The sequence below is a fragment of the Phocaeicola barnesiae DSM 18169 = JCM 13652 genome (genome assembly GCF_000374585.1).
GTDB lineage: Bacteria > Bacteroidota > Bacteroidia > Bacteroidales > Bacteroidaceae > Phocaeicola > Phocaeicola barnesiae.
Map to the genome: position 1 here is coordinate 386636 of NZ_KB894643.1, position 21959 is coordinate 408594.

Below are 21959 nucleotides of genomic sequence, written 5' to 3' on the forward strand. Positions count from 1 at the left end.
GGGCTCAAAACAGCCTTAGCCCGGAACTTGCATCAACTTTTAATTTAATATATAATGAAAACTAGTCGAGTATCTTGATACGGATGTTTCTGAACCAGACATCATCGCCATGGTCTTGAAGTCCGATAAATCCTTCATGGTTTTCGCCACCGCAATTATTCAGCAATTCAAAAGCCAACGGCCATTTATCTTCACTGAACTTACTTTCCTGCAACATCTTGGTCCATTGAGGAGTCCACAAGTGATATTCTACGACGTTTTCTCCGTTCTGTCCATGAACTACGGTACCTTTATAAACCATGATTTTAGCCTGGTTCCATTCGCCATAAGGCTTCTGGTTCTGAGGAACGGCCGGAATCATGTCATACAAAGAAGCAGACTGGCGGTTGTTGTCCTTACCCAATTTCGCATCCGGATGGTTGGCATTATCCAATACCTGATATTCAGGAGCGGAGATATAAATCGGTTCCAGCACTTCGTTTCCGTCCTTGTCTTTCGAAGTGACTTCCTGTGCCAGATACAAGATACCGGAGTTACCGCCCTTCGAAATCTTCCATTCCAGTTGCAATTCAAAGTTCTTGAACTTATGTCCGAAAATCAAATCGCCACCATCGTTGTTCTGTGCTTCACCGCCACCTGAACCATTGAATTTGATGCAACCGTCTTCGATGACCCAACGTGAAGGAACCCTGTCCTTACCATAACCACGCCAGCCGTTGAATGTCTTTCCGTCGAAGATTGTAATGTAACCATCCTTGTCAATCGGAAATGCCAGACTATCTGTTTCAGGCGCCTTCAACGATTTGGAATAAGACAACATAGTGGTAGTAGGAGCGGTAGCTGTAGTTGCCGTTTCTTCCGCTACCTGATTATCGGCCTTTTTCTGGCCGCCACAAGCCGCCAAAGTACAACTCAAGGCCAATACGCCCAAGGTATAATTCATTTTTTTCATGTGAACAAATATTTAAAGTTATTGATAATCATTCTGTTGATATTCCGGATAATCATCTAGGCATATCCGGCAATGCCCAACCTGCACGGTAATGATGCTTGATCAATTCGGCGGCAAATTCCTGCGCGTTGATAGGCTCTGTCCATGTCTTGTTGAACGACGGATGTCCGTTATGAATGGTAAAGCCGTCCTTGATACAAGTCTTCAGCGTTTCGTTTTCACCGATATTGGTGAAGCGCATGTTTTCGCCGTCCCATTCCAATGTCTTGTTCAGGCCCTGTAGACGGACTGCCAATACACCCATTACGACCATTTCATTCAATGGACCAGCTTCGGAGAAATCAGACTTAACCGGAACACGGTATTCCGGATCTTCCTTACATGCACGTACCCAATCCATTTCGTGAGAAGTAGTCACACGACGGCAAACCTTCGGTGCATTAGGCACTCTTCCGGAAAGCAAGAACGGATTTTCTCCATAGCAGCTACAAACCAGCGTATCCTTGGTTCCATGGAAAATAGTCAGACCACCGTTTGCCGGCATCAACGGCTTTCCTTCCGGGAATCCTTTCGGACGTTCAGGCAACAGACCACCGTCGTACCAGTGTACTTCCACTTCGGGCATGGAAACTTTCGGCATGTTCTCGCGGGCAGGGAAAATCATTTTTACATGCTGTGCCTGAGGAGCACATGCATTCAGCAACAGGGTAGAACTTGCTTCCACTTTGGTAGGATAACCCAGTTTCAAGGCCTTGAAAGGCTGATGCAGGATATGACAAGCCATATCTCCCAAAGCTCCAGTACCGTAATCCCACCATCCACGCCAGTTCCAAGGATGATAAATCGAATTATAAGGATTCAGTTTGGCCGGACCGGTAAAGAGGTCCCAGTTCAATGTCTTCGGAATACGTTCTTCTTTTTCCGGTTCATTCAAGCCCTGCGGCCAGATAGGACGGTCTGTCGCACATTCCACTTTTACGACATCACCGATTTCACCGTTCCAAATCCATTCGCAAACCAGATCTGTTCCCTCGCCGGATGCTCCCTGGTTTCCCATCTGGGTAACTACACCGGTCGATTTCGCCAATTTAGTCAGCAAACGTGACTCATATACCGAATGGGTCAACGGCTTCTGGCAATAGACATGTTTCCCCATTGTCATCGCATCTGCGGTGATGATGGCATGGGTATGGTCGGCCGTAGCAATCATGACACCGTCAATGGATTTTCCCATTTCATCCAGCATCTTGCGATAGTCCCAATATTTTTTCGCATTGGGGAACTCATCGAATACGCCTTTTGCATAATTCCAGTCCACATCGCATAATGCAACCAGATTTTCAGTGTCTTTCACGGCATTAATATTGCTATGTCCGATACCTCCGACACCGATAGCAGCAATATTCATCTTATCGGACGGTGAGATGTGTCCGAAACTCTTACCCAAGATAGAACTAGGAGCGATTGTGAAAGAAGCCAACGTGGCAGCTCCTGTCTTCAAAAATTCTCTTCGAGATACTTTTACCATAAGATTCAATTTAAAGTTAATACTATCAATATTTTTATTTAAAGTGTTTTAAAAGCCCATAGCCGTTTGTCATCGTCCTTCTCCGTTGGCGGATTTCCTCCAGTGTGGCATTGTCACCGATAGCGGGTAAGGCATGCATCGTAGCGTCCTGCAGGAATTTCCAAGCATATCCGGACGCAATTGCCGAATCACGCATCGGAGGTAAATCCGGCGAAAGCTTCCCTTCAAGAATACGCCGGGCAAACAAGTCGCACAACACATCGATATTCTTCCCGCCATAAGGTCTTTCTATCCGCTCGGTGCGGGTAACTCCATGTAATTCCACTACAGCCGTCTTGAAATCATGAGTCATTCTGGCTATCCCCTTAGTACCTATCAAGTCAGTATATGAATTGTGTGTCTGGTCTTTCGCCAACTGCCCATATACGAATCCCTGTGTAATATCGAATACGATTCCGCTCTGGAATGTACCATGACACTGGAGCCACCACGGGTCTTTATAGCTCCACATTCTCATCCCCTGCGCATGCCAGGTCTCATATTCGCATCCGGCATACCAGCGGGCAATATCGACATAATGCATTCCACAATCATGGAAAGCAGGTCCTTCGTATTCGTGCCCTTCACCGGGAGCCAATCCCGGAGTCATGTGGCAGATACGGATAATGGCCAGTTCACCAATCTCACCGGACTCGACAAACTGCTTCAACACATGATGATACCAGGCATTACGCAAATACAGATTGACCGTAGCGATGATGGAACTATTCTCCACCAGTTTTACCGCTTGCCACTCCCGTTCGATGGAGTCGGCTATCGGTTTCTCGGCTATCACATGCTTATCGTAACGGACCGCCTTTTCAATCTGAGACAGACGCTGGTCCGCCAACGTGAACAGTCCGACGGCCTGGACAGATTCGTCTTCGAAAATGACCTGCTCGTCTGCTACAATCCGTGTGCCTTCCGGAGCCAGACCCTCCGCTTCTTTTCTGACTTCAGGATTCACATCGCAGATGTATGCAATGTTCCATTTCTCACTTTTCTTCATTTCATCCAGGTAGAATCTGCCCATTCTACCCAATCCGATGATTCCTATTTTTATCTGTGAATCTTTCATAACCTTTTAGATATTAAAATTTTTAAAGGCTTATTCCTCCGGCACATCATCCGCCTTTACCAGCCATGCACTCATTTCCCACAACATATAGATAGGAATAAAGACAGCCATTAGCGTGAACGGATCCGAAGACGGAGTAATCACCGCGGCTACCGTCAGAAGGATGACAATGGCATACCTCCGGTACTTCTTGAAAAACGTACGGGTCAGTAACCCTAATTTAGAGAACAAAGCAGCCAGCAAAGGCAATTCAAACATGATACCCATCATAAAGACCAGCATCAAAAAGTTATTCATGTATGAATCCAATGTCAACTGATTGGTAATGAACGAACTCAGTTCGTACGTATACAGGAACCGCAACGTCAGAGGAAATACAACAGAATATCCTACCACACATCCCAAAAAGAACATAAATGTACCAAAGACAAATGCCCATCTTATCTTGATACGTTCATTATCATACAAAGCCGGACAAATGAATTTCCAGATTTCATAAATCATATAAGGAAAAATAATCAGCAGGGATGTCCAGAAAGACAAAGACATGTGAATGAAAAACTGGGATGCCAGCTTGATGTTGATAACCTCCACCTGGAAAGGCTTCTCCAAAAAATCAGGGACCAACGAAGTATATGAATTCAATTTCGCCAGAAACCGATATAAGAAGAAGTCTTCTCTGGACGGAGCCAGCACCACCTGATTGAACAGAGAAGGTATAAACATAAAACTGGTCAACACTCCTATGGCCCATGCGATAAGAATCCGTATCAATGTCCACCTCAGCACTTCCAAATGCTCCCAGAGTGGCATTTCCATATGATCTACTACATCACGCATACCGGTTATTTCTTTTCAGGAAGTGAAGTTTCGTTGTTCAAATCAGTATCCAGACCTTTGTTGATATCCTTTTCGATACCGTTCATTCCATCCTTGAACGTCTTGATTCCTTTCCCCAAACCGTGCATCAGTTCCGGAATCTTCTTTCCACCGAATAAGAGTAAAGCGATAAAAGCAATCAACAGGATTTCAGAGGTTCCTACAGAACCCAAAAATAAAAGTGTACCCATAACAGCAATAGATTTAAAAATTAGTATTCAAAATTGAAGGTCGTCATTGAAACCTTGTGCTGCAAATATAAAGGAAGGGAAAAGGGCCGTGTAAAATGAAATATTTTTTGTAGTATCCGAAAAATTCTAAAGAAACGATTTCCAGGAAGTTACAGGTATTCTCCTGCAATAATTTATAGAGAAGACTTGGAGATGGCACCCGTTCCAAACCTAAAGGAAAAAATGATACAATACATCCAAAGACACTTCCAATGCCCCCAATGGCATCTACACTTTCAAACTGGAAGCATTTTACAGAATGCTGTTTATCAGTCCATTAAAATTATATTCAGAAAAAACACTCTACACAAATAGAGTAAAAATCAAATTATTTATAATTTCGTACGATTAAATCTAGTTTTTGTGATGGCTTATGAAACGCACTGCTTTTTTCATCTTATTCGCATGCTGCTGGGTCTCGATTTTCTCCCAAACCCCCGACACCGGCACTCTGCTCCGACAATTGTCGGATTCATTGAACTATTGTATCAAACACAGACAAGAATATATAAATAAGAAGGAAACCCGCATAAGAACCATCAAACACCGGTTGACAAACAAGCCACAAGACGACTGGCAACGATACGAAATATACGACCAGCTCTCCAAAGAATATCAGAAATTCAATGTCGATTCGGCAATCCATTATGCGGAGAAGAAACTAGAATTATCAACTCTCCATCACAAGTCTACGGAACTCACCAGGTCTAAAATAGACCTTTCATTGCTTTGTTCCATGAGAGGCAGGTATCTGGAAGCTGAAAAAATCCTGCAAAGCATCAACAGCAGTTCACTGGACAAGAATCTCCGCGCCGAATACTATAGCGCCTACCACCAGTTCTGGGAGTATTATTCCATTTCCTCCCGAGACAACGCCTACGCTAAAAAACAATTTGCACTGTATGATGACTCACTCATCCATGTCATGGATCACTCCAGCATATCCTATAAGATATTACAGGCAAATATTGCAGGAAACAAAAAACAATACCTTGAAGCCGAAAAGAAATTCAAAGAGCTGTTGGCCGATGAAGAAATTGGAAGTGCCCATTATGCCATGATAACCTGTGGGCTTGCCTTCAATTACATGACCCTGAACCAGCCGGATCAGGCTCAAATTTATTTCACCTTATCGGCCATTACAGATTTACGCAATGCCACCAGAGAAAACATGTCATTACAGATTCTGGCGATGATGGAGTTTCAGAACAAGAATCTGGAACTGGCCTCCACCTATGCGCAAATAGCCGTAGAAGATGCCGTAGCTTCAGGCATCCATTTCCGTACTTCGCAGATTTATCAATTCTATACAGACCTGAATGCCCAGTACAAACAAGAAGAAACCAAACAGAAAGCCAAATTGCGAACGAGTCTGATTGTCATCAGCTGTATCTCCTTCTGCTTGATTCTACTGGCTATTTATATTGTTCTACAGATACGGAGAATCTCCCGCATCAAGGAAACGCTTTCTCAGAGCAACGAACAGTTGAGGGAATTAAACAACCGGCTGAACCTGATGAATGAAGAACTGAACCACAAAAACGAAGAGTTGCATGAGATTGGAAACATCAAAGAAAAATACATTGCCCAGTTCTTCGATTTATGTTCCAGTTACATCAGTAAAATGGAGAACTACCAGAACCAACTCTATAAACTGGCCATCAATCACCACTATGAAATGCTGGTCAAACGATTGAAGTCGACCAGCCAGATTGATGAAGAGCTGGAAGCTCTCTATAAACATTTCGACAGTATTTTCTTAAGTTTGTATCCTACCTTCATAGAGGAGTTCAATGCGTTGCTGAGCGAAAACGAGAAAATCACACTTAAATCAGAACACCTGTTGAACAAGGAGCTACGCATCTATGCGTTACTCCGGCTAGGATTGGTCGATAGCAATAAGATGGCAAGTTTTCTGCGGTGCTCCATCAGTACCATCTACAACTATCGTACAAAGATGAGAAACAAATCCAGAATCGAAAGGGATGATTTTGAAAATCAAGTCATGCAAATAGGAAAAGCAGACACCCACAAATAAAAAAAAGCGAAGCAGGACTTGCTTCGCCTTTCTATTGAAACATATCGCTTCACTTATTTCTTTTTCATCTTCTGCATCATACCGGCCATTTTGCTGCCCGTCACCATCTTCATCATCTTACGAGTCTGGTCGAACTGCTTCAGCAGGCGGTTCACTTCCTGAATGCTGGTACCACTACCTTTGGCGATACGGGTACGGCGGCTTCCGTTCAGAATTTCCGGATGCGTACGTTCCTGCGGAGTCATGGAGTAGATGATGGCCTCGATACTCTTGAACGCATTGTCGTCGATATCGATATCCTTGATAGCCTTTCCTACGCCCGGAATCATGGAAGCCAGTTCCTTCAGGTTACCCATCTTCTTGATCTGATGAATCTGGGTCAGGAAATCGTTGAAATCGAACTGGTTCTTCTGGATTTTCTTCTGCAGACGTTTGGCTTCTTCTTCATCGTATTGTTCCTGGGCACGTTCTACCAATGAAACGATATCACCCATACCCAAGATACGGTCGGCCATACGTGCCGGATGGAACTGGTCAACAGCATCCAGCTTCTCGCCGGTACCCACGAACTTGATAGGCTTGTTCACCACGGTACGGATAGACAAGGCGGCACCACCACGGGTATCACCATCCAACTTGGTCAGTACGACACCGTTGAAATCCAGACGTTCGTTGAACTCACGGGCGGTATTCACGGCATCCTGACCGGTCATGGCATCTACAACAAACAATGTTTCATCCGGATTGATGGCGTTCTTGATGGCCTCGATTTCATTCATCATCTGCTCATCGATGGCCAGACGACCGGCGGTATCGACAATCACCAGGTCATATCCTTTTGCCTTGGCTTCCTGGATGGCATGCAGAGCAATCTGAACAGGATCCTTACTATCCAGCTCACAATAAACAGGTACCTCCACCTGCTGACCCAACACCTTCAGCTGTTCGATAGCGGCCGGACGGTATACGTCACAAGCTACCAGCAACGGCTTGCGGTTCTTCTTGGTCTTGAGCATACGGGCCAGCTTACCGGAGAACGTAGTCTTACCGGAACCCTGCAGACCGGACATCAGGATAACGGCCGGACGGTTCTTCAACTCGATTTCGGCGGTATCGCCACCCATCAGCTTGGTCAATTCATCGTGTACAATCTTCACCATCAACTGGCTCGGCTTCACCGCCGTAAGTACGTTCTGTCCCAAGGCCTTCTCCTTTACCGTATCTGTAAAGCTTTTAGCAACTTTATAGTTCACATCGGCATCCAACAGGGCACGACGCACATCTTTCAAGGTCTCCGCAACATTGATTTCGGTAATCTTACCTTCACCTTTCAATATCTTGAACGACCGTTCTAGTCTTTCACTTAAATTATCGAACATATATTTTCAGTTTTTATTATCAGCTGTTTACCGCGCAACAAGCGCATTTTGAATCAAGGTGCAAAATTACAAAAAATTCCTTTCGCTCAAATCTTTTTATTCTGCCATTTTGCTTTTTTCAGATAAACAAGGCTGAGCCCCAGCATCAGAACGTAATAAACCAACTCGGTCGTGAAACAGATTTCCACCGGAGCACGGAGTACCATCCCCACCCCTATGACATAAAGCGCATAGAACACCTGAACCACAATTTCCAGTACCAGAGCAGCCTGAGTATTTCCCGTACCCGAGATACCGTTGAAATAAACAAAGGCAAACGAAGCCAACAACATGGCTCCACATATCACATAAAGCGAAGGTACCGCCTCGGTCACCAAGGTCGCATCTCCGGTATAGACCGAAAGGACCAGCCGCCGGAATACCACACAAAGCACCACACAGACCACCATAATCAGGAAAGACATCCGCGCTATCTTATGCAGGAGTTGCAGGACATGGGAGGTTCCTCCTGCCCCAATCAGATTACTTACCAGAGAATTGGCTGTCGTAGAAAGAGATTGTACCGGAATAAGCATGACCACATACACACTCCGCACAATGTTGGCAATGGCCAGTTCCCGTTGCCCCAGACGTTCCAATGCCAGAAAGAAAACAAACCAGATAGCCATTGCCAGAAAATATTGTACCATCGTGAATGCCGAAATCCGCAAGATACGGAACACCAGCTCCATATCCAACCGTCCGAAATGATTCAACCCATATTTTTTCCGGTCTACCTTATAATAAGTATATAACAGGTAGAAAAGCAAAGAGGAGGCCTCCGCAATGACAGAAGCCAATGCCGCTCCCCGTACCCCCATTTCCGGAAATCCCCATTCACCGAACACCAGGACATAATCCAGGAAAACATTGACCACTGCCATCACTACGGCACTCCAGGTCAAGACTTTCGTCTGCGTAATGCCGATATACAACGCCCGGAACATCACATTCAGGAAAGCGAACAGGAACCCCCAGATGCGCCAGGTAAAAAACTCATACGTCGCTTCAAAGACAGCATCCGATGAAATCAACACCCGAATCAACGGGCGGGCAGATACATACATCAACACCAGCAATGCCGCCGCCATCATCAGACTGAAAACAGAACCTTGCCACATGATAGGCCCCACATTCCGGTAGTTCTGCTCCCCGTTTCGCCGGGCTATCAGAATCTGAGAACCGATACTGAACCCGAAAGCCACGGTATAGATACAGATATAAAGCAGGCCACCCATCGCCGAAGCGCCTAAGGCCACCTCACCGACATGACCTAGAAAAGCCGTATCGGTTACATTGATTACATTCTGTGCCAACAGACCCAACAGAATGGGATAAGTCACTTGCCAGATTTCTTTCCGCGAATACATCATAAAGCATTGTTTTCAGGTTCCAAAGATAAGAAAATCCAGCGAAAAGCCTACTGAAAGTCTCAAAGAAGAATATCCGTTGCCTACGCAATCCGGTTATCTCAAAGAGAGCCTTAAACACATTGTTTCACTTGAAATTATTCCATTTAAAAGCATCCACTCGAAAATAATTGCACAAACCGTTGCTTGATGTGCTATTAAACATTAATTTTGCGGCCATTAACGCTAATTTATGTTTCTAATGAAAAAAAATCTATTGATTGGTGCAGCGTCACTAATCGTTTCAATTCCAACCTTTGCCGGAGATTATTTGACCAATACCAACCAGAATGCCGCTTTCCTGCGTATGATAGCCCGTGGAGCTTCCATCGATGTAGACGGTGTCTATAGCAACCCGGCCGGTCTGGCCTTCCTGCCTGAAGACGGATTTCATCTGTCACTTACCGGACAAAGCGCCTACCAGACCCGCGAAATCCTAGCCACTTCCCCACTCTGGACTTTGGACGGAAATACAACCGAACGTTATTATAAAGGTACTGCCTCTGCCCCCATCATCCCGAGTTTCCATGGAGCCTACAAGAAAGACAAATGGGTCATTTCTGCTTCGTTCGCCATCACCGGAGGAGGTGGAAAGGCCTCGTTCGACAACGGACTTCCGATGTTCGATGCACTAGCTATCGGAGGTATCTATACCAATGCCCAGTTGACAGGCCTGGTAGGAAAACCCGTAACTCCGGATATGTATGAAATCAATAGTGCCATGGACGGTAAGCAATACATTTACGGTGTACAGCTAGGCGTAAGTTACCGTTTCAACAACTGGTTAAGTGCCTTTATAGGAGGACGTATGAACTACGTAAAAAGCGGATATGAAGGTTATCTGAAAGCTCAGATGAAAGAAGAATTCGGAGGAATGGCTTTAACTAATCTTGAACTGGATTGCGACCAAAGCGGATGGGGACTGACGCCTATCATCGGCCTGGATGCGAAACTGGGACGTTGGAACCTGGCGGCCAAGTACGAATTCCAGACCAATCTGAACATCGAAAACAAAACCAACAAACTGGAAGTACCGGTCGGCACTCCGGAAGCGGTCATCAAACCCTACGCCGACGGTGAACAGACTCCGAGCGACATTCCGGCTTTCCTGAGCGTGGCCGCCGGTTACGAAATCCTGCCTACCCTGCGTGCCTCGGTAGAATACCACTTCTTCGACGACAAACGGGCAGGTATGCTCAACGACCGTCAGAAGACTTTGAAGCACGGTACCCACGAATACCTGGCCGGTATCGAATGGGATGTCATCAAATACCTGACCATCAGTGGTGGTTTCCAGAAAACCAATTACGGACTGAGTGACGACTTCCAGACCGATACCAGCTTCTATTGCAGTTCCTACTCCCTGGGATTCGGAGCCAGAGCTCGTCTGAATGATGCCCTGAGCCTGGACATCGCCTATTTCTGGACTACCTACGACGACTATACCAAGACATCTGCCAACTACAACGGAACCGGTATGCCGGGTACCGATGTCTATAGCCGTACCAACAAGGTCTTCGGCTTGAGTCTGAACTATCATTTCTAAATAATTTATCTGATAAATTGTCGGCCATCTGTCTTTTTTCACCATAGACAGATGGCCTTTTTTTGCTTCCGGTCACTGATATTCAGATAAAATAACACATCACACGAAAATAATTTCTTCAAAGTCACGCCTGTTACATTTTTTTCTTAACTTTGCAGTGCTATCAAATATCCGATTAAAAACACTTTAATAAAAATATTGAGATTATGATGACAATTGACAAATTCAACTTTGCCGGTAAGAAGGCAATCGTTCGTGTAGACTTCAATGTTCCTTTGAACGAAGAAGGCAAAATTACAGATGATACTCGTATCCGTGGTGCTCTGCCTACTTTGAAAAAAATCTTGGCAGACGGTGGTGCATTGATTATCATGTCACACATGGGTAAGCCAAAAGGTAAAGTAAACGCTAAATATTCTTTGAGCCAGATTGTTGACGCTGTTGCTGCTGCTCTGGGTACTCCGGTTAAGTTTGCTCCGGACTGCGCCAAAGCTCAGGAAGCTGCTGCTGCCTTGAAACCGGGTGAAGTTCTGTTGCTGGAAAACCTCCGTTTCTATCCGGAAGAAGAAGGCAAACCGGTAGGTATCGAAAAAGAAGATCCTGCTTACGAAGATGCAAAGAAAGCAATGAAGGCTTCTCAGAAAGAATTTGCCAAAACATTGGCTTCATACGCTGACTGCTACGTAATGGATGCATTCGGTACCGCTCACCGTAAACACGCTTCTACAGCTGTTATCGCTGACTACTTCGACGCTGACCACAAGATGTTGGGTTACCTGATGGAAAAAGAAGTACAGGCTGTTGACAACGTATTGAAAGACATCAAACGTCCGTTCACTGCTATCATGGGTGGTTCTAAAGTATCTACTAAGATCGGTATCATCGAAAACCTGATGGATAAGGTTGATAACCTGATTCTGTGTGGTGGTATGGCATTCACATTCGCTAAAGCTCAGGGCGGTAAAATCGGTAACTCACTGGTAGAAGATGACAAACTTCAGTTGGCTCTTGACATCATCGCTAAAGCTAAAGCTAAAGGTGTAAACCTGGTATTGGGTTGCGACTGCGTTGCTGCTGACAAGTTCGCTAACGATGCCAACACTCAGGTTTGCGACGACAAGAACATTCCTGACGGATGGATGGGTCTGGATGCAGGTCCTAAGACTCAAGAAGAATTCAAGGCTGCCATCAAGGGTGCCAAGACTATCCTGTGGAACGGTCCTGCCGGTGTATTCGAATTCGACAACTTCGCAGGTGGTTCTAAAGCAATCGCTGAAGCAATCGCTGAAGCTACTAAAGAAGGTGCCTTCTCTCTGATCGGTGGTGGTGATTCTGTAGCTTGTATCAACAAGTTCGGTATGGCTGACCAGGTATCTTACATCTCTACAGGTGGTGGTGCTTTGCTGGAAGCTATCGAAGGAAAGATCCTGCCGGGTATCGCAGCTATCCGTGGCGACAAATAAGCATGAACAAATCATTCATAGCATAAATGAAAAAGGAGGCGAATGCCTCCTTTTTTATTTTATCCGCTCCTGCCACCATCTGTTACTCATCGATAAAAAGCGATTTACACGTTGGATAAATACATTAAATTATTATCTTTGTGAAAATACAACTTATTCCTTACACTTATGAACGGCAGAGACCTGAAAGACAGATACATCAACCCTTATACCGACTTCGGTTTCAAGAAGCTTTTCGGTACGGAAATAAATAAGGAACTCCTTATCAGTTTCATCAATAGCCTGTTGCACGGGAAAGAGGTCATCACAAACCTGACTTACCTCAATACTGAACACCTGGGCACCAGCGAAGCTGACCGCAAAGCGGTGTTCGATGTCTATTGCGAAAACGAGAAGGGTGAAAAGATATTGGTGGAAATGCAACGTGGCCTGCAACAATATTTCAAGGACCGCAGCATCTATTACGCCACCTTCCCTATCCGTGAACAGGCTCAGCGCGGAGACTGGGACTACCAGTTGAAAGGTATCTACATCATCGGTATTCTGAACTTCACTTTCGACGAGAAGGATGACAACTATTTTCACCACGAAGTCCAACTACTGGATAACCATACCAAAGAAGTCTTCTACGACAAACTGACCTTCATCTACCTGGAAATGCCCAAATTCAACAAAACCGAAGACGAACTTCATACTATGTTCGAGAAATGGCTCTTCGTCCTCCGGAACCTGTCACGCCTGATGGAGCGCCCCAAGGCCTTGCAGGAACGTGTCTTTACCCGTCTTTTCGAAGCCGCTGAAATCGCCAAGTTCACGAAAGTGGAATACGAAGCCTACGAGGACAGCCTGAAGGCTTACCGTGATTGGAAAAATATGATTGATACGGCCATGATGATTGCCAAGAAAGAAGGTCATGAAGAAGGTCGTCAAGAAGGACGAGAAATCGGTCGGAAAGAAGGTCGGAAAGAAGGTTTGAAAGAAGGTCGGGAAGAAGGTCTGAAAGAAGGTCTGAAAGAGAAAGCCATCGAAACTGCACGGCGGATGAAAACCAAAGGCTACCCTATCGAAGAAATCATGCTCCTCACCGACTTGTCGGAAGAAGAGATAACCCAGCTACTATAATTGATAATCAACTGACCACCCCATGAGGATGCACCGCGCACCCTCATGGAGCATGATTAGTCATAAGACCAAATGGGTAATTTTTCGACGAGTAGACTCGTATTATACCGACTTTTATGGGAACTGTCCAAGATTTTGTGTAAATGGAAACAGGATTCAGCTGTAAGTTTGTCCTTATAGGCTCATTCTCTGTATAATTAAAAATGTCAAGTTCTAAATCAAAAATTCATCTTACATAAGAAGAAATTTGACGAACCCTTCTGATTCATATTTCAACTCCACCAGCAAACTATTCCGATACTTCTTTTACTACCAGAGTATGGTTATGGGCATCCTTCCATTCTGCCAGAAGGGCATACAGTTCCTTGTAATTAGACGGAGTCTGCAACTGACGGCCTACTCGAATCGTGCGGATTACTTTCACACCATCCTGCATCACCTCGTAATTGAATGAAACTTTTCCACAGGCATTGCTGACCTCCTTATCGGCACGTCCGGTCCATTTCATCCCTTCAGGCAGATGAACAAATGTTTCCAGCGTACAATCCACCGTTCTCGGCAAAAGAATATTTTCAGGAATTGACGTATTGGCGGCATACGCATAAAGCGTGCGGACCGGTGCCGGGTCTGGCAGAGTAACCACCCCCCATCCTTCTGCAGGCTGCCGCCACTTTTTCTCGTCCACCTTCAGCGTATCGATCTGTCGCACCTCTTTGGCACCCAGATAAGCTTCCATAATCAGCGGTTTACCTTCCAGGTTGGTCAGTGTCAGGAAGGGTTGCAGACAAGCTTCTTGAGTGCCTGTCAGTGCAACCTTCTCGGGCATCAGTTTACTTTGAGCTACCAGCGATACGATGGTAGCCAACCCCTGATTATCCATTGTCGACGGATGCAAAGCACAAACGGCTACTTCCGCTTCCAGTCCAGCCGCCTGCTGCAAGGTGACATCCAGATTCACCAGTTCTGCCAGCGTTCCGTATGCCGAACGAATGACTTCCGATGCGGGACGTAACCGATAACCGGCCTCCTGCAAAGATACACCGCAATAACCTAAGCGATACAATCGGGTCATGTATGCAAAAATACAAAGTCACTCAGATTCGGTGAAGAAATCCATGTTTTCCATGTCTGAAACATACATTTCTGATTCGCGGAATGTATGTCCACTGCATGGAAAACATACGTTCTACATCCGATGAATCCAATCCTCAAGAGAACATATCCATCTTCACAGCATGCATCTACAAAAAAAATGAGCCTTCCACTTCACCAAGCAGAAGACTCATTCATATCAAATTTAAAAATGTGCCCCATCACATTACCATACGGTAAGATACAAGGAAACAGGAATCATCAGAATTATTTTTTCTTCAATTCATTGGTGAATGAATACGGGAAGTCCGCATCGTTCACCCCACGCTGCATGTTCGGACGGTCTGTCATTTCACATTCCATACGTCCACCGTTCCGCAAGGTCTCGAAATCGATGTAATTCTTTGTACTTTCCTGACCGTTGATTTGAAGCTTGTTCAGGTAAATGTTGGTATCCGAGTTGGCCGGAGCTTCAATAACCATCGATTTACCGTTCTCGAAATGCAGAGTGGCTTTCTTGAAGAGCGGAGCGCCCAACACATACTGGTCGGATGCCGGACAAACCGGATAGAAGCCCATGGCAGAGAATACATACCAGGCAGATGTCTGTCCGTTATCCTCGTCACCGCAATAGCCGTCCGGAGTCGGAGTGTACATCCGGTTCATTACCTGACGGAGCCAGTACTGGGCCTTCCACGGCTGACCGGCATAGTTATACAGGTAAATCATGTGCTGGATAGGCTGGTTGCCGTGCGCATAGTTACCCATGTTCATCACCGTCATTTCACGGATTTCATGGATCACGAAACCGTAATAACTGTCATCGAACAAAGGTGGTACATTAAAGACAGAATCCATCATCTGTACGAAAATCTCCTTACCACCCATCAAGTCGATAAGTCCTTGCGGGTCGTGGAAGACAGACCAGGTATAATGCCAGCTGTTACCTTCTGTAAAGGCATCGCCCCACTTCAGCGGAGAGAAAGGTTTCATAAACGTACCGTCCTCGTTCTTTCCGCGCATCAGCTTGGTCTCAGGGTCGAACAGGTTCTTGTAGTTCATGGCACGCTTCGCAAACAGATTGATTTCCTTCTTCGGACGGTCCAGTTTCTTGGCCAGCTGATACAGACACCAGTCATCGTATGCATATTCCAGGGTACGTGCCGCATTTTCGTTGATTTTCACATCGTAAGGTACATAACCCAACTTGTTGTAATATTCATAACCCAGACGACCGGAAGAACTAACCGTAGGATGAACACCGTTTACGGCAGCCATCAGACCTTCCCACATGGTCTTGGTGTCGTCTACACAGACTCCTTTCAGATAAGCATCGGCCAATACAGAAGCTGTATTGTTACCCACCATACATCCGCGATGACCGGGACTTGACCATTCCGGATAGAAACCGCTTTCACGGTAAGCATTCAGGAAGCTTTCCTGCATTTCCTTATTTACTGACGGATAGAACAGATTCAATAACGGGAACAGACAACGGAATGTGTCCCATACACCGGTACCGGTATAGTAATATCCCGGCAATACCTGACCATTGTTCGGACTGTAGTGAACCACCTGACCGTTCGCGTCGATTTCATAGAATTTATGAGGGAACAGCAAAGAACGGTACAGACAGGTATAAAATACACGGTACTGATCCAATGTTCCTCCCTCGACTTCGATACGGCTCAGCACATCGTTCCAGGTATCCTTACCTTTCTGTGCCAATGTTTCCAGATTGTCATTACCCAACTCTTTCAGATTCAGTTCTGCCTGTTCCAGACTGATGAATGAAGAAGCTACACGGGCATGTACCTTTTCACCCTTGGCTGTCTTGAAACCGATAACGGCACCGGTATGGTTGCCAGTCTGTTCCAATACCTTTTCGTGTAAGGTAGAATCAGAAAAAGTTGCCTGATAAGTGAACGGTTTATCAAACACTACCACGAAATAGTTCTTATAGTTGTCGGGCACACCACCGCTATTCTTGGTAGAATAACCTACAATTTTGTTTTCCTGAGGGATAACCGTGATGGAAGACCCCTTGTCGAACGCATCGATGACCACATAAGAATCTTCTGTTTCAGGGAAAGTGAAACGGAACATGGCCGCACGGTCTGTAGGAACCATTTCGGTCACTATATCATAATCGGCCAGATATACCTTATAATAATACGGATGTGCTTCCTCTCCTTTATGAGAGAACCAGCTGGCACGTTTGTTCTCATCAAATTCCGGTTTTCCTACTACCGGCATCAACGAGAACTGCCCGAAATCGTTAATCCACGGACTCGGCTGGTGAGTCTGTTTGAACCCACGGATTTTGGTAGCCGTGTACATATACTGCCAGCCATCGCCCATCTTACCTGTCTGGGGAGTCCAGAAATTCATTCCCCACGGCATAGCTATGACCGGATACGTATTTCCTGTCGACAACTCGAAAGTCGACTCGGTACCCATCATCGGATTGACGTACTGGGTGTAATCCTTTGCTGCCTTCACCCAAAGAGCCAAAGACAGCAAACATGCTAACATGAATAATTTTTTCATAGCGCCTATTGTTTATTTAATTGAATTCCATTCAGTCGGCTGGTCGGTCATTTCGAAAACCAAGGTACCGCCTTGCACCAGTTCCTGGTGTGTAAAGAAAGGTTTCTCCAAAGCTTTTCCGTTCAGTAGAGCCGATTTCACATACTTGTTCTTCAAAGAATTGTTCTTAGCCTGAATCCGGAAGTCCTTCCCATTCGGCAGATGAATCGTCACCTCATCGAAGAGCGGACGCCCGATGGAATAAACCGGATTACCCGGACATACCTGATAGAATCCCATAGCATTCAAGATATACCAGGAAGACATCTGTCCGCAATCTTCATTTCCGGAAAGCCCATTCGGGTCATTGAAATAGAGTGTCTGCAACACCTTATCCACCAGTTCCTGAGTCTTCGACGGATAGCCCGCATAATTATAGAAATGGGTGATATGATGACTCGGCTCATTCCCATGCGCATACTGTCCGATTAATCCGGAAATGTCGGCAGAAACTTCTTCGCCTTCCAGTTTGGCATCGGTAGTAAAGAGCTCATCCAGTTTACGCACAAACTCTTCACGTCCGCCTACCAGTTCCATCAACCCTTCCGGATCGTGCGGAACGAACCAGCTCCATTGCCAGGCATTCCCTTCGCAATAGTCATCATTCCGGTGATTGGAAGCGTTCGGATTGAACGGTTCACGCCACTTCCGCTGTGAATCGAGTCCGCGCATGAACCCGGTCTGCTTGTCATAATAAGTCTGATAACCTTTGGCAAAATTCTGATACTTCTGATAATTGGCAGAATCGCCCAACTCTTTAGCCAGAACAGCGATACACCAGTCATCGTAAGCATACTCCAATGCCTTGGCCACTGCTTCGTTATCCTTGTCGCAAGGTACATAACCGATGGCATTCTTGTAATAACGGGCCTTTGGCATGACATACGGAATCATCCAGTCCGGACATTTGATACCGGTTGTATCGTATTCGGCAGCCCGAAGCGAAGCCTTGTAAGCTTTCTGCACATCGAAATTCCGGTAACCTTTGGTATAGGCATCCGCAATCAGCGAAACGGCATGATAACCAATCATCGTTCCCGTATAATTGGAAGCCATATCCCACTTCGGGAAAATACCTCCCTCTTCACTCTTCTTAATCAACGAACGGATAAAGGCCTCATTCAGCTCCGGACGAATAATGGAAAGCAACGGATGAACGGCACGGAAGGTATCCCACAACGAGAAGATGGTATAATACTCCTCTCCCGGCTCTACCTGATGAACCTGATGGTCCATCCCGAAGTAACGGCCGTCTACGTCTGTAAATACCGTCGGTGCAATCATGGCATGGTACATACCGGTATAGAAGATGGTCCGATGGTCATCCAAGGTTGTCTTCACATCAATGGCAGCCAGTTCCTTATTCCAAGCCTCATGAGCCGCCTGCCGTACCTTATCAAAATTCCAGTCAGGAATTTCGGTTTCCACATTGGCCTTTGCACCTGCCGCGTCTACAGAAGACAGACCAACTTTTACCAACACCTGTTCATCGGCTTGGGTACGGTCAAAACGGAGCAAGGCCTTCATCTGCGGCAAGAGCTCTCCTCCCTTGTCCAATGCAGCCGAATCCGTCACCAACGTATGGGTCGTGAAAGGTTTCGAGAACTGCATATAGAAATAAATCGGCTGGTCGAATGCCCAGTAGATGGTCCGCTTATGGCCTTGGATGGTAGAATCGTTCAGGATTTCAATCACCATATCCCGGTTTATCTGACGCTGGAGACTATAATCCAAATCGAGGATAAAACCGGCTTCGGTACTTTCCGGGAAGGTATAACGATGAATAGCGGCACGAGTAGTCGAGGTCAGTTCCGCCTGTACCTGATAACGGTCCAGAAATACGGAATAATATCCCGGCACAGCCACTTCCTTTTCGTGTGAGAAAGCAGAACAATAGGCCATCTGCTGACTGGCCGAACCAGTCGGTTCATAACGTTGCTCTCCTACCGTCGGCATCAACAGGACATCGCCGTAATCGCAACACCCTGTACCGCTCAAACGGTTATGAGAAAAACCATTGATAGTCGAATCGTTATAATAATAACCGGAACAGGAATCCCAATCATAGAGACGGGTATCCGGACCAGGTTGTACCATACCCCGCGGAACAACCGGTCCCGGGAAAGTATGTCCGTGTCCGCCGGTTCCGATGAACGGGTCCACATAAACGGTGTAATCCACCGTAGTCTGTTCGGCCGGTGCACAGGCAGCCAACCAGCCTCCTGCTACCAAAAGAACAGAAAAGTAGCGAACTGCCCAATTTTTATAGTGTTTGAATGTCTTCTTCATAACTGTTTTTCCAGAGAATCAATTTATTTTTTCGGTTGAGGACCCATTTCAAATTCAACGGTCGCACCATCCATAATCTGCTGGTGAGTCAGGTAGGTCTTGTCGTAGACCTGTCCGTTCACCTTGACAGACTGTACATAGATATTCTGTTTGTTTACATTCGGAGCCAGGACGGTAAAGGTCTTTCCGTTATTGAGATGCAGTTTCAGTTCCGGGAAGAGCGGTGTACCCATTTCATACTGACCGCTTACCGGGTCTACCGGATAAAATCCCATCGCACTGAAGACATACCATGCCGACATCTGTCCGCAGTCTTCGTTACCACAGATACCACCCGGTTCGTTCAGGTAAAGTTCCTGCATTACCTTGGCGACATACTGTTGTGTCTTCCACGGACTGCGTGTCAGGTTATACAGATAAATTACATGATGACTAGGTTCATTACCGTGTGCATACTGACCAATCATTCCGGTACTGAATATCGGAAGTTCTTCATCGGATGCCGGATGATGCGTAAACATGCTGTCCAGTTTCTCTTCAAACTTGTCTTGTCCCCCCAGCAATTCCATCAGACCTTTCGGGTCCTGCTGTACAGACCAGAGGTAATGCCAGGCATTGCTTTCGCAGATATATTCCGTATAATCGTCCGGATTGAAATCGGGGATGAATTTTCCTTTATCATCTTTCGGCTGCATGAATCCGGTTTCCGGATTGAAGAGCTTCCGGTAATTCTGAGAACGGTCATAAAAACGTTTGGCAATATCTGTCTTTCCCATCTTTTCGGCCATACGGGCAATACAATAATCATCGTAAGCATATTCCAAAGATTTGGACATCGACCAGTTTTCTTCGCCTTTGATGGCAGAGTTATAAGGTATGTAACCGTATTTCTTATAGAGACCTACTCCACGGTAACTATCCATATCAGCTGACGCTACACAAGCTTCCAATGCCTTTTCAGCGTCGAAATCACCGATACCTTTCAAATAAGCATCTACAATTACCGGTACTGCATGATAACCAATCATCATTTCGGTTTCCGCTCCCCACAACGGCCACAACGGTAAACGTCCGTGTTGCTCATAAAAGGCCAGGAACGTCTTAATCATGTCATTGGTACGTTCCGGTTCGGTATAAGTAAACAACGGGTGAGAAGCACGATAGGTATCCCACAAAGAAAAAGTACTGTAATTCACCCATCCGTTTGTCTGATGAATCTGTTTATCGGCACCCCGATAAAAGCCGTCTACATCGCTGAAGATAGTCGGAGCTATCATACTGTGATACAAAGCCGTATAGAATTTCACCTTGTCATCGGCATCATTGCCCTGTACTTCAATCTTACCTAACTGTTTGTTCCATTCAGCCTTGGCTTCGGTCACATAACGGTCGAAATCATTGTGCGGAGCTTCCGCCTGCAGATTCTTGGCTGCTCCTTCGGTACTGACACCGGATAAAGCTGTTGCCAACACTAGCTGCTCGCCAGCCTGCGTATCGAAATTGAACTGAGCCACGTATGCCATACCGATTTTCTGGCCTTTCAGCTTCACTTCCGTACTGTCCATCTGAACAGATTTGAACGGTTTGGAGAAACGGGTACGGAAATAGACATGCTGGTCTCTCGCCCATCCTTCAGAGAAACGATAGCCTTCGATGGTACAAGAGTCTACTACCTGAACGGAAGAACAATTGGTAAAATCCCAATTCAATGCCCGTTTCAGGTTCAAGATAACAGCAGCCTGTGCTTTCGGGAAAGTATAACGTTGGATACCGCATCGTTCCGTAGCGGTCAACTCTACATTGATATCATAATCCTGCAATTTCACCTGATAATAACCGGCACTGGCTTTTTCTTCTGCGTGAGAGAATTTGGAATAAATGCCCAACCCACTCTCCTTGTCTTCTTTGTAAGGCAATGTTACAGGCATAAAAGGAATATCATATAAATCGCCTGCGCCAGTTCCAGAAAGATGTGTATGACTGAAGCTGGCAATCGTACTGTCCGGATAATAATATCCGGAAATCCGGTTCCATCCACCCAGTCCATTGTCTGGGCTCAATTGCACCATACCGAAAGGAGCCTGTGCCCCCGGGTAAGTATTTCCCGTAAAATCCGTACCGATAAAAGGATTAACCATTGCCGCATAATCTACAGGCTCGGTAGTCTGTTTCACTGTGGTAGTACATGCGGCAAAAATCCCCATCAAGAAGAAAGACGAAACGATGTGTCCTTTCATAATAAAAGATAAATTAAAATTTTAGATGTTTGGAAACAAAGATAGGAAAA

15 protein-coding genes are annotated in these 21959 nt (G+C 45.8%); 4 read left to right on the forward strand and 11 right to left on the reverse strand.

The genetic code is table 11. From position 1 onward, the window contains the following. Positions 1 to 61: 61 nt before the first annotated feature. The 5 genes from C510_RS0101615 to C510_RS0101635 are packed head-to-tail and all read right to left on the reverse strand — an operon-like array spanning position 62 to position 4667. Positions 62 to 952, reverse strand: a complete 891-nt coding sequence (locus tag C510_RS0101615; RefSeq protein WP_022340357.1) for a 3-keto-disaccharide hydrolase — start codon at positions 950 to 952, stop codon at positions 62 to 64. 52 nt (positions 953 to 1004) lie between these two features. Beyond that, complete coding sequence (locus C510_RS0101620; protein ID WP_022340358.1) at positions 1005 to 2480, reverse strand: Gfo/Idh/MocA family oxidoreductase; 1476 nt, start codon at positions 2478 to 2480, stop codon at positions 1005 to 1007. A 34-nt stretch (positions 2481 to 2514) separates the two neighbouring features. After that, a complete protein-coding gene (locus C510_RS0101625) occupies positions 2515 to 3597 on the reverse strand; it encodes a Gfo/Idh/MocA family protein (RefSeq protein WP_018709593.1) in 1083 nt (360 codons plus the stop codon). A gap of 30 nt (positions 3598 to 3627) precedes the next feature. Next, positions 3628 to 4437 carry a twin-arginine translocase subunit TatC gene (gene tatC / locus C510_RS0101630; protein ID WP_018709594.1) on the reverse strand — a complete coding sequence of 270 codons (810 nt, stop codon included), beginning with the start codon at positions 4435 to 4437 and terminating at the stop codon, positions 3628 to 3630. A gap of 5 nt (positions 4438 to 4442) precedes the next feature. Beyond that, a complete protein-coding gene (locus C510_RS0101635) occupies positions 4443 to 4667 on the reverse strand; it encodes a Sec-independent protein translocase subunit TatA/TatB (RefSeq protein WP_018709595.1) in 225 nt (74 codons plus the stop codon). A gap of 514 nt (positions 4668 to 5181) precedes the next feature. On the opposite strand from C510_RS0101635, the gene C510_RS0101640 reads away from it, so the two are divergent. Then, a complete protein-coding gene (locus C510_RS0101640) occupies positions 5182 to 6744 on the forward strand; it encodes a DUF6377 domain-containing protein (protein ID WP_235300931.1) in 1563 nt (520 codons plus the stop codon). A 53-nt stretch (positions 6745 to 6797) separates the two neighbouring features. Here C510_RS0101640 and ffh read toward each other — a convergent pair whose 3' ends face one another. Beyond that, positions 6798 to 8123 (reverse strand): signal recognition particle protein, encoded by a 1326-nt coding sequence (ffh, locus tag C510_RS0101645; RefSeq protein ID WP_018709597.1) that lies wholly within the window; start codon positions 8121 to 8123, stop codon positions 6798 to 6800. Between the two features lie 86 nt (positions 8124 to 8209). After that, entirely contained in the window at positions 8210 to 9532 is a 1323-nt protein-coding gene (locus C510_RS0101650; RefSeq protein ID WP_025892106.1) for an MATE family efflux transporter, read from the reverse strand. 241 nt (positions 9533 to 9773) lie between these two features. Here C510_RS0101650 and C510_RS0101655 point away from each other — a divergent pair, with 241 nt between their 5' ends. The 3 genes from C510_RS0101655 to C510_RS0101665 all read left to right on the forward strand — a co-directional run bounded on the left by C510_RS0101655 (position 9774) and on the right by C510_RS0101665 (position 13702). Continuing rightward, a complete protein-coding gene (locus C510_RS0101655; protein ID WP_025892105.1) occupies positions 9774 to 11117 on the forward strand; it encodes an OmpP1/FadL family transporter in 1344 nt (447 codons plus the stop codon). A gap of 206 nt (positions 11118 to 11323) precedes the next feature. Then, positions 11324 to 12580 (forward strand): phosphoglycerate kinase, encoded by a 1257-nt coding sequence (locus tag C510_RS0101660; RefSeq protein ID WP_018709600.1) that lies wholly within the window; start codon positions 11324 to 11326, stop codon positions 12578 to 12580. 168 nt (positions 12581 to 12748) lie between these two features. Beyond that, positions 12749 to 13702: an Rpn family recombination-promoting nuclease/putative transposase gene (locus tag C510_RS0101665; RefSeq protein WP_018709601.1), complete on the forward strand. Its 954-nt coding sequence runs from the start codon at positions 12749 to 12751 to the stop codon at positions 13700 to 13702. Between the two features lie 289 nt (positions 13703 to 13991). Here the strand turns inward: C510_RS0101665 and C510_RS15965 are convergent, their stop codons facing one another. The 4 genes from C510_RS15965 to C510_RS0101685 form a co-directional block, all read right to left on the reverse strand. Beyond that, positions 13992 to 14774, reverse strand: coding sequence for a DUF3858 domain-containing protein (locus C510_RS15965; RefSeq protein ID WP_018709602.1), 783 nt, complete (start codon positions 14772 to 14774; stop codon positions 13992 to 13994). A 287-nt stretch (positions 14775 to 15061) separates the two neighbouring features. Further along, the gene (locus C510_RS0101675; protein ID WP_025892102.1) at positions 15062 to 17344 is read right to left on the reverse strand and encodes a GH92 family glycosyl hydrolase; all 2283 of its coding nucleotides are present in this window, start codon (positions 17342 to 17344) and stop codon (positions 15062 to 15064) included. A 12-nt stretch (positions 17345 to 17356) separates the two neighbouring features. Continuing rightward, on the reverse strand, positions 17357 to 19672 hold the full coding sequence (locus tag C510_RS0101680; protein ID WP_018709604.1) for a GH92 family glycosyl hydrolase: 2316 nt from the start codon (positions 19670 to 19672) through the stop codon (positions 17357 to 17359). 23 nt (positions 19673 to 19695) lie between these two features. Next, a complete protein-coding gene (locus tag C510_RS0101685) occupies positions 19696 to 21909 on the reverse strand; it encodes a GH92 family glycosyl hydrolase (protein WP_018709605.1) in 2214 nt (737 codons plus the stop codon). Positions 21910 to 21959: the final 50 nt, after the last annotated feature.

What these genes read in the sequence shown, in the direction of transcription:
- C510_RS0101685 (WP_018709605.1), bottom strand. Translation starts at nt 21,909, where the DNA reads ATGAAAGGACACATCGTTTCGTCTTTCTTCTTGATGGGGATTTTTGCC.
- C510_RS0101680 (WP_018709604.1), bottom strand. Translation starts at nt 19,672, where the DNA reads ATGAAGAAGACATTCAAACACTATAAAAATTGGGCAGTTCGCTACTTT.
- C510_RS15965 (WP_018709602.1), bottom strand. Translation starts at nt 14,774, where the DNA reads ATGACCCGATTGTATCGCTTAGGTTATTGCGGTGTATCTTTGCAGGAG.
- C510_RS0101655 (WP_025892105.1), top strand. Translation starts at nt 9,774, where the DNA reads ATGAAAAAAAATCTATTGATTGGTGCAGCGTCACTAATCGTTTCAATT.
- C510_RS0101650 (WP_025892106.1), bottom strand. Translation starts at nt 9,532, where the DNA reads ATGTATTCGCGGAAAGAAATCTGGCAAGTGACTTATCCCATTCTGTTG.
- C510_RS0101625 (WP_018709593.1), bottom strand. Translation starts at nt 3,597, where the DNA reads ATGAAAGATTCACAGATAAAAATAGGAATCATCGGATTGGGTAGAATG.
- C510_RS0101635 (WP_018709595.1), bottom strand. Translation starts at nt 4,667, where the DNA reads ATGGGTACACTTTTATTTTTGGGTTCTGTAGGAACCTCTGAAATCCTG.
- C510_RS0101615 (WP_022340357.1), bottom strand. Translation starts at nt 952, where the DNA reads ATGAAAAAAATGAATTATACCTTGGGCGTATTGGCCTTGAGTTGTACT.
- C510_RS0101620 (WP_022340358.1), bottom strand. Translation starts at nt 2,480, where the DNA reads ATGGTAAAAGTATCTCGAAGAGAATTTTTGAAGACAGGAGCTGCCACG.
- C510_RS0101660 (WP_018709600.1), top strand. Translation starts at nt 11,324, where the DNA reads ATGATGACAATTGACAAATTCAACTTTGCCGGTAAGAAGGCAATCGTT.
- tatC (WP_018709594.1), bottom strand. Translation starts at nt 4,437, where the DNA reads ATGCGTGATGTAGTAGATCATATGGAAATGCCACTCTGGGAGCATTTG.
- ffh (WP_018709597.1), bottom strand. Translation starts at nt 8,123, where the DNA reads ATGTTCGATAATTTAAGTGAAAGACTAGAACGGTCGTTCAAGATATTG.
- C510_RS0101665 (WP_018709601.1), top strand. Translation starts at nt 12,749, where the DNA reads ATGAACGGCAGAGACCTGAAAGACAGATACATCAACCCTTATACCGAC.
- C510_RS0101675 (WP_025892102.1), bottom strand. Translation starts at nt 17,344, where the DNA reads ATGAAAAAATTATTCATGTTAGCATGTTTGCTGTCTTTGGCTCTTTGG.